Origin of the sequence: Arcicella aurantiaca, from assembly GCF_003148625.1 — a bacterium.
GTDB classification, from domain to species: Bacteria; Bacteroidota; Bacteroidia; order Cytophagales; family Spirosomataceae; genus Arcicella; species Arcicella aurantiaca.
Genome location: NZ_QGGO01000015.1, coordinates 78,502 through 90,854, shown reverse-complemented (window position 1 = coordinate 90,854; position 12,353 = coordinate 78,502). Strand labels below are relative to the sequence as shown.

13 protein-coding genes are annotated in these 12,353 nt (G+C 33.7%); 6 read left to right on the top strand and 7 right to left on the bottom strand.

Annotated features, from left to right (window positions below):
• Nucleotides 1-32: 32 nt before the first annotated feature.
• Together LV89_RS14745 and LV89_RS14740 are read right to left on the bottom strand one after the other, a co-directional pair.
• Nucleotides 33-1,214 carry an exo-beta-N-acetylmuramidase NamZ family protein gene (locus LV89_RS14745; protein ID WP_109743680.1) on the bottom strand — a complete coding sequence of 394 codons (1,182 nt, stop codon included), beginning with the start codon at nucleotides 1,212-1,214 and terminating at the stop codon, nucleotides 33-35.
• Complete coding sequence (locus tag LV89_RS14740; protein WP_109743679.1) at nucleotides 1,211-1,516, bottom strand: hypothetical protein; 306 nt, start codon at nucleotides 1,514-1,516, stop codon at nucleotides 1,211-1,213. The genes LV89_RS14745 and LV89_RS14740 overlap by 4 nt, the downstream gene beginning before the upstream one ends.
• 63 nt (nucleotides 1,517-1,579) lie before the next feature.
• Between LV89_RS14740 and LV89_RS14735 the strand changes: the two genes are divergently transcribed.
• The gene (locus tag LV89_RS14735; protein ID WP_109743678.1) at nucleotides 1,580-2,800 is read left to right on the top strand and encodes an ABC transporter permease; all 1,221 of its coding nucleotides are present in this window, start codon (nucleotides 1,580-1,582) and stop codon (nucleotides 2,798-2,800) included.
• 53 nt (nucleotides 2,801-2,853) lie between these two features.
• On the opposite strand, the gene LV89_RS14730 is transcribed toward LV89_RS14735, so the two are convergent.
• From LV89_RS14730 to LV89_RS14715, 4 genes are all read right to left on the bottom strand, one after another.
• Nucleotides 2,854-3,753, bottom strand: coding sequence for an ROK family protein (locus LV89_RS14730; RefSeq protein ID WP_109743677.1), 900 nt, complete (start codon nucleotides 3,751-3,753; stop codon nucleotides 2,854-2,856).
• 145 nt (nucleotides 3,754-3,898) lie between these two features.
• Complete coding sequence (locus LV89_RS14725; RefSeq protein WP_109743676.1) at nucleotides 3,899-4,930, bottom strand: thioredoxin family protein; 1,032 nt, start codon at nucleotides 4,928-4,930, stop codon at nucleotides 3,899-3,901.
• A 41-nt stretch (nucleotides 4,931-4,971) separates the two neighbouring features.
• A complete protein-coding gene (locus LV89_RS14720; protein WP_109743675.1) occupies nucleotides 4,972-5,250 on the bottom strand; it encodes a DUF2934 domain-containing protein in 279 nt (92 codons plus the stop codon).
• A gap of 272 nt (nucleotides 5,251-5,522) precedes the next feature.
• Nucleotides 5,523-5,711, bottom strand: coding sequence for a hypothetical protein (locus tag LV89_RS14715; RefSeq protein WP_109743674.1), 189 nt, complete (start codon nucleotides 5,709-5,711; stop codon nucleotides 5,523-5,525).
• A gap of 78 nt (nucleotides 5,712-5,789) precedes the next feature.
• Between LV89_RS14715 and LV89_RS14710 the strand changes: the two genes are divergently transcribed.
• From LV89_RS14710 to LV89_RS14690, 5 genes are all read left to right on the top strand, one after another.
• Nucleotides 5,790-6,887, top strand: coding sequence for a hypothetical protein (locus tag LV89_RS14710; protein ID WP_146199167.1), 1,098 nt, complete (start codon nucleotides 5,790-5,792; stop codon nucleotides 6,885-6,887).
• Between the two features lie 11 nt (nucleotides 6,888-6,898).
• Nucleotides 6,899-7,435 carry an RNA methyltransferase gene (locus LV89_RS14705; RefSeq protein WP_109743672.1) on the top strand — a complete coding sequence of 179 codons (537 nt, stop codon included), beginning with the start codon at nucleotides 6,899-6,901 and terminating at the stop codon, nucleotides 7,433-7,435.
• 537 nt (nucleotides 7,436-7,972) lie between these two features.
• Complete coding sequence (locus LV89_RS14700) at nucleotides 7,973-8,368, top strand: hypothetical protein (protein WP_109743671.1); 396 nt, start codon at nucleotides 7,973-7,975, stop codon at nucleotides 8,366-8,368.
• Between the two features lie 131 nt (nucleotides 8,369-8,499).
• Complete coding sequence (locus tag LV89_RS14695) at nucleotides 8,500-9,423, top strand: ABC transporter ATP-binding protein (protein ID WP_109743670.1); 924 nt, start codon at nucleotides 8,500-8,502, stop codon at nucleotides 9,421-9,423.
• 61 nt (nucleotides 9,424-9,484) lie between these two features.
• The gene (locus LV89_RS14690) at nucleotides 9,485-10,810 is read left to right on the top strand and encodes an ABC transporter permease (protein WP_109743669.1); all 1,326 of its coding nucleotides are present in this window, start codon (nucleotides 9,485-9,487) and stop codon (nucleotides 10,808-10,810) included.
• Nucleotides 10,811-11,159: 349 nt separating this feature from the next.
• Here LV89_RS14690 and LV89_RS14685 read toward each other — a convergent pair whose 3' ends face one another.
• Nucleotides 11,160-11,963: a response regulator transcription factor gene (locus tag LV89_RS14685; protein ID WP_109743668.1), complete on the bottom strand. Its 804-nt coding sequence runs from the start codon at nucleotides 11,961-11,963 to the stop codon at nucleotides 11,160-11,162.
• Nucleotides 11,964-12,353: the final 390 nt, after the last annotated feature.

The following is a 12,353-nucleotide window of genomic DNA, read 5'->3' as shown; positions in this document are numbered from 1 at the left end:
TTTCTTTCTGTAAGTTGTTGATTTATTGTTAGTTATTCATAAATCAAGTATTTTTTGCGAATAGCTTTGTATTTATCTAAATCATTTTTCCAAGAAGTTCTAATTTGTTGTTCCGAAACCCCTGCAATGATTTGTTTGCGTAAAGAATCACTCCCTGCTAATCTATCAAAAGATGAAATATTACTAAAGAACTTTGCTTTATCTTCTGATTTATTGTAAAAATCAACCAGATATTTTAAGTTAATTTCAGTGCTTTGAGCATTGATTTTTGATAAGTCTAAGCCATAACATAATTTTCCTTCTTGCGGAGGATTATTTGCTCCAGGTTTATCTTCGGGTGTAAAAGTAAAGTTCCCGTTTTTAGGATTTGGCGAACCAATTACTTGAAATTGTTTATCTGTTCCACGACCAACACTCACTACTGTACCTTCAAAAAAGCAAATTGATGGATACAAAAGCATAGATTGTAAGTTTGGTAAATTTGGCGATGGAGCAATAGGAGGGGAGTAAGGCGTTGAATGTTTGTAGTTTAAACACTTGATAACCTTTAAGTTACATTTTTTGTTGCCCCCTAACCAGCCTTCGCCATTTATCATTTGAGCCAATTCGCCAACTGTACAACCGTGTACAACTGGAATAGTATTTAAACCCACAAATGAAGCAAATTTTTTGTTCAAAACCTCTCCATCAACATAGTGTCCATTTGGATTTGGGCGATCTAAAATCAATAATTCTTTCGATTGTTCCGCACAGGCTTCCATTACATAGTGCATGGTAGAAGTGTATGTGTAAAATCTCGCTCCAACGTCTTGAATGTCAAAAATTATTACGTCAATACCATCCAGTTGAGCCGCAGAAGGCTTTTTGTTTGAGCCATACAAAGAAACAATCGGTAATCCTGTTTTTTTATCAATGCCATTTTTTACGTGTTCTCCTGCATCTGCCGTTCCTCTAAAACCGTGTTCTGGTGCAAAAATTGTTTTAATTTTTACGCCTAAAGAAATTAGAGAATCTGCTAAATGTGTTTTGCCAATTGTAGAAGTATGATTGACAACCAAAGCAACCGTTTTTCCTTTTAAATTAGCAACATAAAGATTGGTTTGCTCTGCTCCAGTTTTAAGGGTTTTATTAGTTTCAGTTTGGCTCGATGCACAGGCAGAAGCCATAAAGCACACGAAAGCGATGATAATGTTTTTGATGCTTTGAAATTTCATAGATTATTTTTTAGTTTGATTATTTCATCATCTGAAAGCCCTGTTAAAATAGCAATAATATTCACAGGTACATTTTCAGAAATTGCTTTTTGGGCAATTTCAATATTTTTCAACTTCATTCCCTCTATTATTCCTTCTTCTCTTCCTTCTTCTCTTCCTTCTTCTTTCCCTTTCTTTTCTCCCTCTAAATAAGCAGTGTTTGTTACATTGGTTAAATCTCGATAATATTTTAAGCTGCTCTCATATTGTTCAAATTCTTGTTTTGAAAAATCGAAAGGGTTAATATATTTATCTTTAAGCATCTTTTTGATTTTTACATGAAATAAACGTCATTTGTACGATAAAACAAATTTACAAAATACCGCATGAATTTTCCCTATTTCATTTCTCAACGTATTCAAAATACTAAAACTTCCTCTTTTTCGGGTACTGTTACCAAAATTGGCGTGGGTAGTATTGCGGTCGGATTAGCGGTGATGATTCTTGCTTTTGCCGTTTTGTTTGGCTTTAAAGATGCCATTAATCAGAAGTTATTTAGTCTTTCTGGGCATATTAAAGTAGCGAAATTTTCTGCCAACGAATCTTACGAAGAATACCCGATTACGAAGCAAACAGATTTATTCAGAAATTATAAAAATATCCCTGATATAGTTCATTTACAGACTGTTATTCAAAAAGCAGGGATTCTAAAAACTCGTCAGGATATTTTGGGCGTTGTGATGAAAGGTATTAGTAAAGATTTCGATTTTGAGCGTTTTCAGCCTAATATTATTGAAGGACAACAAATTTCTTTTTCAGATACAACTTATTCAAAAGACATTTTGATAAGTAAAATTATAGCCAATAAACTACAACTGAAAGTAGGAGATTCCCCGATTATTTATTTCTTGAATGCTCCTGACCGTCCCCGAAAATTGAATGTAAAAGGCATTTATGAAACCAGTTTGGAGGAGTTTGATAAAAATCTAATTATTGGCGATATGGGTTTGATTCAACGAATAAACGGTTGGGGAGTGGATTCTGTTGGAAGTTATGAAATTTATGTAAGAGATTTTGACCAATTAAATGCTTCGGCTAAAGTCATTCAAGATAAATTACAGCCCGATATGAAGTTGGAGAAAATCACAGATACGTTTATGGGTTTGTTTGATTGGCTCGGAATGTTGGATAGAAACATGGTCATTTTCTTAACTTTGATTTTATTCGTTGCTTGCTTCAATATGATTTCGATTCTCTTGGTTTTGATGCTCGAACGCACGCCCATGATTGGTGTTTTGAAGGCTTTGGGAGGAAGTGATTGGCAAATCAGAAAAGTCTTTTTGTGGAGTGGATTTTCAATGATTTTCAGAGGATTAGCTTATGGAAATATCTTAGGAATTGGTATTTGTTTACTTCAAAAATATTATAAAATCATTCCTTTGGATGCCGCTAATTATTACATGAATACCGTTCCGATTATGTTAGATTGGCGAGTAATTTTCTTGCTCAATCTCGCTACGGTTTCATTAGTGATTTTAGTCTTAGTGATTCCAACTTTTGTTATCACCAGAATTGAGCCTGTCAAAGCAATTGTGTTTCGGAAATAGAGTAACACAGACTTTAGTCTGTTCATGTAAACAGACTAAAGTCTGTGTTACTACTACAACAACGCAGCTCCAAAAACGCCTGCACTGTCCCCTAAAAGCGGTTTTACGATTGGCGTAGTTACTTTTTTATTATTGAAAATGTATTTTTTAATACGCTCATAACCTTCAGTATAAAGCAAATCAATATTGCCAACGCCACCACCAATCACAATTAAATCTGGGTCAAGCACATTAATTAAAGTTGAAATCCCACGACCGTAATATTCCAACATTCTGTCTATGGTTGCTTCTGCATAAACGTCAGATTTGGCTTCGTATCTTTCTAAAATCTCTTTCAATTTTAAGCGAGTACCTGTTTGTTTTTCGTAGAAATTTTCTAAACCACTTCCAGAAATTACTTTCTCGGCACAACCTGATTTCCCACAATAACAAGCGTCGCCATTTTCTTCCAAAATATTATGTCCCCATTCGCCACCGATTCCATGATGTCCACCAATTACTTTTCCGTGAACAACTAAACCTCCACCAACGCCCGTTCCCATAATTACGCCAAAAACTAACTCAGCATTTGGATAATTTTTACCTGCACCCATCAATGCTTCTGCCAAAGCAAAACTGTTGGCATCGTTGGCAATTTTTACAGGAATACCCAATGCTTCTTCTAAATCTTTGTGCATCGGATTCCCATTCATACAAACCGTATTGCAATTTTTCATGGTTTGCGTTTCAGGGTCGAGAACACCCGGTGTGGCAAAACCTATTTTAGCAGGTTTTTCGCCTAATTCTTCTGAAACTAAATTTACCAATTTTACAATTTGGCTAATGATGTGTTCATAACCTTGGTCAGCCTCAGTTGGTAAACGTTTTCTGGCAATTACTGATAAATTATTTTCATTGTCTAATACGGCACATTCAATTTTTGTTCCGCCTAAATCTATACCCCAAAGTTTCATATTTTAAGTAGTTATTGGAAATTAGTTACTGGTTAATTGGTTTATTGGTTTGTGTAAAGTGTTAAATATCAATAAATTAATTGCTTTACTCCTTGAGGAATAAACTCAATTTGTGTTGGTTCAACTATAAATTGTAGAAAAACCTTTATTTTTTAAATATCCAATTAATTTTGCTCAATTGTGTATTGTCTTGTACATATCCACGCACATATTTTTCAATAAATTCAGCATCTTTTTTGTCGATATTTTTCACAGCTTTATAAAATTCATCAATTAAATCAATGGCTTTTTCGGGCTGATTTGCTTTGAATAAGGCACGAGTTTCAATCAATAAAAAGCGTCCTGCAATAGATTGTTTATCAACGCCAATTTTACGTAAATTCTCCTTCATTGTTGCCAGTTTTTCTAAAGAATAATTGCTGGCACGACTACAATACAAACTGTACATTACGATATTTTCTACGGTAGAAACCACGTCTTTTTTACCGTATTTGGCATAATAACTTTCCAAATTATTTACTACGTGTTTGAATAGTGGATTCTCGTCGTCGATGACCACTTTTTGTAATACCAAAAAATTACTTGGATTACTGAATCCTGCTGCTTCTTGTTTTATTGCATAAGCATTCATGGCTGCAATGTTGTGCGTTGTATCACAAATCATACGGCACATATAGCCATATTCAATCAAAAAATTGTCTTCTTGAACACCTTGCTCAAAATATCCTTTGTATGAAGCCGTATTTTTGGTAGGGTCAACGGCACGGTCAGCCATTGTTTTTAGATATGCTTCGTTGTTCTGTTCGTCGCCCGCAGGTTGAATGTGAAGCAGATTTTCGTCTTTATCCCAAAACGTCATTGTTGGCGTTGCCACCACATAAATATTGTGTTTTTGACGTAAAGCACGCCCCTCTGGAGAGTTAACCTCTACTTGGTACGACACAAAACGTTGGTTATAATACGCTGCTACTTTCGGATTGCTATCAAACGTTTTCTTGAAGTTTTCACAGTGGGGACAACCATTTGCGTAGATTTCTATAAAAACGGGTTTATTTTGTTTCTTGGCAATTTCAAATGCACTTTTAAGTCCTGTTTTTACAAAAGAAACGCCTTTTATTTGAGCTTGAAGCGTTTGAGTTAATAAAATAGCAATGAATAAGGTTATGTTTTTTAACATGATATATGATAAAATTTAATGTTTTTAACTTAGCGAAAGATTTATTCTGAATCCAAAAACTCCCGTTCTGCTTGTTGCCAATGAGCCACTGAATCAGTCTGAGAGTTTCGTCCTGATGATTCCCAAATTTGGTAAGCTCTCAAACGAATTTTGGCATCAATTTGGGCATCTTTCCAGAAATGCTCACAATTATTTAAGGCAAAATCAAAAGGAATATTTCCGAAAAAATCTTGTCGCCCTTCAATTTCGGCAGTATAACGGTAGCAAAGCTTTTTTATTGGGCAATCACCGCCCCCGCACATGGTTATATCGTAAGGCATAAGGAGGTTTTGTTAGTTTTTCATCGGTGCGAATTAACAAAATAAAATCAATAAATTCTAAAAAGCTGTATGCTTCAATTTAAATTCAGATGTTGGTCAATAAAAAAAGTGAGCCAAATAATTTGTCTATTTAGCTCACTTTTTTATTAGTTTATTTTCTACTATAAATAATTTTAGCTATTGGCTACTAATAATTTATAAAACGTTAACTGTTTGTTTATTAGTGATTTATGTTTTTCGCTTGTCGCAAATCACTTATCGCTTATTGTAAATCAATCCACTAATTTATGTTTTTCGTTGTATGCAACGGCAAATATGATAATTTCGCCAAGGATGCCTACAATTGCCGTAAATGTATCGCCTAACCAAATGAGAATAAATGCAAATACGCAAAATAAAGCAACAAGTTGAAAAGTAGTAAGTTCGTTATTGTCTTGGTGACTTTGTTGTGATGCTGACATAGTTTTTGATTTAAGAATTAAAGGATAATGTTCAATTTTATATTTAACACACTCAATTGTTATAAATTACACTAAGATATGAATAAATGTAAAAATTCCAAGCTTGTTTTGTTTTTTCTATCTATTTTTTTCTATCATTCTGTAAATGTATTGGGTCAATATTCCGATAAATGGATTTCACTGAAGTACGAATCTGTAAGACATAGACCCAACCATTTTTATTTCTCTAAAATTATTGATGAACGAAAAGATAGAACCAAAATAGGAGAGGTTTATGGAGCTAATCAACTTGAAAAGCAGTTGAAATTGAGCGGAGGTACCGTAAAAACGATTCAATCTTATTTATCAAAAGCCTTTTTCAAAAATGCCAATGAATATTCGATTGTATTTAAAATCAAAGAGTTATTTGTTGATGAAAATCTGGATAATTCAAAAATTAAGGGGAAATGTAAAATTAAAATTGCGTATAGTTTTATTAGAGATACTACGGAGGTTGAATTGACAGATTTCCAAACGGCAATTACTTACACTCGTTCATTGGGTGAATACAATAATTATGAAATTTTGTTGAGTAAAGTCCTCGAAAAATCCGTTAATTATTTTGATGAATGGATGGAGGAAAATTATGATAAAAATCCCAAACTGATAAAATCTATTAATTTGGTTGTTAAGCCAGATTATTTATTGGATAATCCTGAAAAAGGAGATACCATATTTTGGTCGCCAAACCGAAAAATGACTTGGAGTGATTTTAAAGGTCAAATGCCTAAAAGTACCAAATATTCAGCCCAAATATTTAATAATTTTGAGTATTCTGCCCCGCTGAAATTGGAAGACGGAATATTGACCATAGATTTGCAAATGAAAGTGTATATGTTGAAAAGTGCTTCTTGGACTTCTTCCACGAGCCTTTCTGATTATAGTATAGCTCATGAACAACTGCATTTTGATTTGACAAAACTTATCGCTGAACGCTTTAAAGAGAAGGCAAAACAAATTCTTACGGTCGATAATTATGATAGCGAACTACAAATGCTATTTATCGAAATGTACCGAGAAATGAATCGTGTTCAGAAAGAATATGATGATGAAAGCAACCATAGCATAAATACTTTTAGTCAGCAGAAATGGCAAAATAAAACGATGGAAGAAATGCGAAATTTAGGAATTAGATAAATTAAATATAAATGAAAAAATTATCAATGGACGAATTGAATCGTCTTTCAGTTGAAGAGTTTAAAGAATCGGATAAATTTCCTTATGTACTTGTTTTAGATGATATACGAAGTATGAATAATATCGGTTCAGTTTTCAGAACGAGTGATGCTTTTAAGGTTGAAAAAGTGTATTTGTGTGGAATTACGGCAACGCCACCACATCGAGAAATTCAAAAAACGGCACTCGGAGCAGACGAAACCGTAGCTTGGGAACACGTTGAAGATGTTTTACAATTAGTGAAAAACTTACAATCAGAAGGTTATACTGTCGCAGCCGTTGAACAGGTAGAAAATAGCGTTTCATTACTTGATTTTCAGCCCGAAGCTAATAAAAAATATGCTTTTGTATTTGGGAATGAGGTTTTTGGCGTAAATCAAAGTGTAGTTGAGCAATCAGATTTTTGTTTAGAAATTCCTCAATATGGCACAAAGCATTCATTAAATATTTCGGTAACGGCAGGTGTCGTTTCTTGGGATTTTGTGAGTAAGGTTTTAGGGAGGATGTGAGTCTATGAGGATTTGATGATTTGAGTATTTGATGATTTGAGTATTTGAAGATTTGAGTATGTGAGTCTATGAGGATTTGAGTATGTGATGATTTGAGTATGTGATGATTTGATGATTTGAGTATGTGAGGATTTGAGTTTATGGATTAAGGATTAAGGGGTGATGGAGGAGGTCATCACTCATATACTCATATACTCATATACTCATCACTCATATCCTCATATACTCATCACTCATATCCTCATATACTCATCACTCATATACTCATATACTCATATCCTCATCACTCAAATACTCATAGACTCATATACTCATCACTCATATCCTCACATACTCATAGACTCATAGACTCATAGACTCATAGACTCATAGACTCATCACTCATATCCTCATAAACTCAAATCCTCATCCCCTCATTTCCCTGACTTTCCTCATTCTTATTGAAAACTTAACACGAAAAATTTTTTAGAGTAAATGCTTCTTCATACTTTCGTTGCATAAACATAACAATTTGTTAATATTAAATTAATCCTCGATATGAAATCAGATAACAAGAGCCTCGCCAACGAAATATCATCTGTAGTTTTAGGAAAATTACATGGCTTAAATGCTAAAAGTGCTAAGAAATTAGTTAAAGCAGTTGATGAAGCATCGAAAGATATTGTAAAGAAATTTGCAAAATTACAGAAAGATGAAGCAGATGTGCAGGAAAAAGATGCTAAAAAAGCATTAAAAAAAGCTGCTGAAAAAGCTAAAAAAGTAGCAAAAGCAAAAGAAAAAGCCACAGAAAAAGCAGCTTTAGATGCTAAAATTGCAATTGTTACTAATGACAGAGCAGAAGAAACGCCAAAAGTAGTAGCTCCGAAAGCGACATCTGCTAAAAAAACTGCCGAAACAGCTAAAGTTGCAACTGCAGAAGAAACGAAAGCATAAAAAACTACCGATTATCAATCAAATAGAGAGTTTGTCAAAAATAAATATCATTTTTGACAAACTCTTTTTGTTTTGTAGCGAAATGTAACTCGCATACGCTCAGAGGTTACATAAACCAAAACCTTTAAATTATGTCCAATATTTTAGAAGCTCAGCACGTTGTGAAAAAATACGCTGGGCATACTGCACTCAATGATGTCAGTATTGAAGTTCCTCAGGGTTCAATTTTTGGACTGTTAGGTCCAAATGGTGCTGGCAAAACCTCTCTTATCCGTATCATCAATCAAATTACAGCTCCCGACGAAGGACAAATTATCTTGGCTGGTGAAAAACTACAACCCAAACACATTGAAGACATCGGGTATTTACCCGAAGAACGTGGGCTTTACAAGAAAATGAAAGTAGGCGAACAACTTTTGTATCTTGCTCAGCTCAAAGGAATGAACAAAGCCGAAGCTCTTGAAAAGCTAAAAAAGTGGTTTATTAAGTTCAATATTAAAGATTGGTGGGATAAAAATGTGGAAGACCTTTCAAAAGGTATGCAACAAAAAACACAGTTTATCGCAACCATCGTTCATGAACCTAAACTGATAATTTTAGATGAACCTTTTTCTGGTTTTGACCCTATCAATGCTAATTTGTTGAAAGACGAAATTTTGGAGTTGAAAGAACGTGGCACAACCATTATTTTTTCTACTCACAGAATGGAATCGGTAGAAGAACTTTGCGACCATATTGCTCTCATAAACAAGTCGCAAGTAGTGCTTCATGGTGCAAAAAAAGAAGTGAAAAATCGTTTCAAAGACAATTCTTATACCGTAGAATTTACTGGAAATTTAACCAATACAGAGGGAGTTTTTGAACTTTTAGATACCTATCCTTTAGAAGACGGAATTACGAAAGCTCATATTCGAAATATCAATGAATTGCCTGTAAATCAATTGATTGGGAATTTGATTCAACAAGTAGAGTTGAAAGCATTTAATGAGAATATTCCTTCTTTTAACGATATTTTCATTAAAGTTGTTGGCGGAGAAGCCAATGCCTTATTATAAATTGACGCTTCTAAATTGGTCATAAACATTTTATCCGATGTCGAAACATCGGGCTATAACCATGAACAAAATATTACTAATTATACAAAGAGAATACCTTACACGGGTACGTAAAAAATCATTCTGGATTGCCTCTATCGTTGTACCATTTTTGATAGCAGGTGTTTATGCAATTCCGCTTTATTTTATTCTTAATTCTAATGATACCAAAACCGTTGAAATTGTTGATGAAAGCGGGATGTTTAAAAATAGAATAAAGTCTGATAAAGACATTGTGTATCAATTTATTAATCAACCTTTTGCACAAGCTAAAAAAGGGCTTTTGAAAAGTGATGCAGATATTTTGGTAAACATTCCGAAAGATATTATTTCAGACCCCAATGGGGTAAAAATGGTTGGTAAAAAGAGTATTGGAATGGGTACTCAAATGGATATTCAAGGGGCAATTCAAAGTGAATTACGCAATATTAAACTTGAAAAAGCCAATATTGACTTAAAAGTTTTGGAAGATAATAAAGTTAGTGTCAATGCTGAAACTTATACTTTGCAGGAAGATGGAAAAGAACAAAGTAGCAATTCTATCGGAGCAATGATTTTGGCAGGAGTTTTCGGAATGATTCTTTATATTTCGGCACTTTTGTACGGTTCTCAAGTAATGAATGGTGTTATTGAAGAGAAAAGCAACCGTATTATTGAAGTAATGATTTCGTCGGTAAGACCATTTCAGTTGATGATGGGCAAAATTATTGGCGTTGGTTTGGTGGGTATTACGCAGTTTCTTCTTTGGGGTATTCTGACTTTCACGGCTTCGACGGCAACGACCAAATTAATGTCGGGCAAGATTGAGGAGAAAGTACAAACCATGCAGAAAACAGGAAAGTCGCAGGAAGAAATTACAAAGTTCAAAAAAGACTTTAAAGAAAAAAATCCACTTTCGGGTATTTCCCAAACAGTAGAAAATATCTCATTAGCAAAATTGATTTTCTGTTTCTTAATGTTTTATATTGGTGGCTACATGATTTATAGCTCGCTATTTGCAGCGATTGGTTCAGCCGTAGAAAACGCATCCGAGGCTCAGCAATTCATGTTTCCCGTCACCATTCCCATTATTTTATCTTTTGTTTTAGGACAAGTAATTATCCAAGAACCAGATAGTCAGTTGGCATTTTGGGCATCTATGTTTCCACTTACATCACCAATTGACATGATGGTTCGCTTACCATTTGGCGTTCCCAATTGGCAAATTGCACTCTCTTTAACCTTGCTCATTCTTGGTTTTTTAGGAACAACTTGGTTAGCTGGAAAAGTATATCGTGTAGGTATTTTAATGTACGGTAAAAAGCCATCTTGGAAAGAAATCTCAAAATGGGTTTTTTATAAAGGCTAAGGTGAAATTAAGTACACTGTTTAATAAGTTATTTCAACTTCCCGAAACAATTCCATTGTGGGTTAAACTTTCGGGAAGTTCCCACAATCAAAGATTTTAGGATAAAAATTATTTAGAAAACTTATTAAACAGTGTATTAAGTACCAAGAATAAATTATTTAATAATATTAATGTCATTGATTTGTAGTGGCGTAGCATACATCAAACATAATGTCAAATAATTTATAAGTTTAAATGGCTTTTCAGGAACTCATTTCCAGAAAAGCCATTTTTTTTAACTCACAACTCACAACTCACAACTCACAACTCACAACTCACAACTCACAACTCACAACTCACAACTCACAACTCACCTCAAAATTCCTAATTGCTTTGTTAATTGTACCAATGCCGTAGTATCTCGGGCGTCCAATTTCCGAATCATATTTTTTCGATGATTATCCACCGTATTTGGGCTGATAAAAAGTTTGTCTGCAATTTGTTTAGATTCTTGCCCTTTCAGTAATAATTTAAGAACATCCAATTCTCTTTTTGAAAAAATATCTTGTTTTTTCATCTCCATTTCTTTTGAAGAAAAGGTGGTTATAAAGTCGCCATTATTAAAACTGATTCTTCCCCAATATTGGTCGGTAGGTTTGATAAGATGGTCAATATCTTGGTCAACAATAAAGCATAAAGTAGGAAAACCATTGCTGTCATATTCTAAACCAAATATTTGCACCATTGTATGGAAAGCTTTTCCGCTTGGTCTAAAATGTTTCATTCCGTATCCGTAGGCAACAAAATTTTGTTGGATTTCTTTAGGAGCTTCTTTAATGGAATCAATCATATAACTAAAAAGCGTAGGAATTGCAGAGATATTTTTCATCTCAGGAGTCATTGTTTTTAAAAACTGGCTAAACCCTTTCTGCATAAAATCTTCTTCGGAAATTCCCAAAGAGATTTCTGTATTAGCAATGTACCTAAAAGACAGATTACTCATATCCATAATGCCATAAACTGCATTTAGATAAGTAGTATCTTTATTGAAAAACCCCATTTCTTGTAAATACTTTTCTATTGATTTTTCAGAAGCTACCCCAGAAATATGATTAACAGCTTCCAAACATTTACGATAAAGTTGCTCTAACGTGTAAGTAGGAATATTGTGCATAAAATAAACTAAAATATATTGATAGTGATTGGTTAATACGATTGCTTGTTTTTTTTGAGTTTTACCTGTTAAAAATTGCGTACTGTGTAGGATTACTGATGAGGGTTCGGAGATTTGTATAATTTTTTATGGAATGTGCGAGTGGTTTTCAAATATAAGGTGATTTTACTTATAAAATAGACAAATTGGCTATTTCTTTTTGTTGGGGTTATGCAGATATTTGCAAAGTAACAAATGTGTCTTTTGCAAGATATATTATATGTTATTACATTATTTCGAAATTTGAAATATTACTAATCACACAGTTTTCGGAATACTTAACCACAATTTATACATTACTTTATCAGTTATTAGTTTTTGTGAAACCGCCATTTCAATAATCAAAAGTTA

What these genes read in the sequence shown, in the direction of transcription:
- LV89_RS14745 (WP_109743680.1), bottom strand. Translation starts at nt 1,214, where the DNA reads ATGAAATTTCAAAGCATCAAAAACATTATCATCGCTTTCGTGTGCTTT.
- LV89_RS14740 (WP_109743679.1), bottom strand. Translation starts at nt 1,516, where the DNA reads ATGCTTAAAGATAAATATATTAACCCTTTCGATTTTTCAAAACAAGAA.
- LV89_RS14735 (WP_109743678.1), top strand. Translation starts at nt 1,580, where the DNA reads ATGAATTTTCCCTATTTCATTTCTCAACGTATTCAAAATACTAAAACT.
- LV89_RS14730 (WP_109743677.1), bottom strand. Translation starts at nt 3,753, where the DNA reads ATGAAACTTTGGGGTATAGATTTAGGCGGAACAAAAATTGAATGTGCC.
- LV89_RS14725 (WP_109743676.1), bottom strand. Translation starts at nt 4,930, where the DNA reads ATGTTAAAAAACATAACCTTATTCATTGCTATTTTATTAACTCAAACG.
- LV89_RS14720 (WP_109743675.1), bottom strand. Translation starts at nt 5,250, where the DNA reads ATGCCTTACGATATAACCATGTGCGGGGGCGGTGATTGCCCAATAAAA.
- LV89_RS14715 (WP_109743674.1), bottom strand. Translation starts at nt 5,711, where the DNA reads ATGTCAGCATCACAACAAAGTCACCAAGACAATAACGAACTTACTACT.
- LV89_RS14710 (WP_146199167.1), top strand. Translation starts at nt 5,790, where the DNA reads ATGAATAAATGTAAAAATTCCAAGCTTGTTTTGTTTTTTCTATCTATT.
- LV89_RS14705 (WP_109743672.1), top strand. Translation starts at nt 6,899, where the DNA reads ATGAAAAAATTATCAATGGACGAATTGAATCGTCTTTCAGTTGAAGAG.
- LV89_RS14700 (WP_109743671.1), top strand. Translation starts at nt 7,973, where the DNA reads ATGAAATCAGATAACAAGAGCCTCGCCAACGAAATATCATCTGTAGTT.
- LV89_RS14695 (WP_109743670.1), top strand. Translation starts at nt 8,500, where the DNA reads ATGTCCAATATTTTAGAAGCTCAGCACGTTGTGAAAAAATACGCTGGG.
- LV89_RS14690 (WP_109743669.1), top strand. Translation starts at nt 9,485, where the DNA reads ATGAACAAAATATTACTAATTATACAAAGAGAATACCTTACACGGGTA.
- LV89_RS14685 (WP_109743668.1), bottom strand. Translation starts at nt 11,963, where the DNA reads ATGCACAATATTCCTACTTACACGTTAGAGCAACTTTATCGTAAATGT.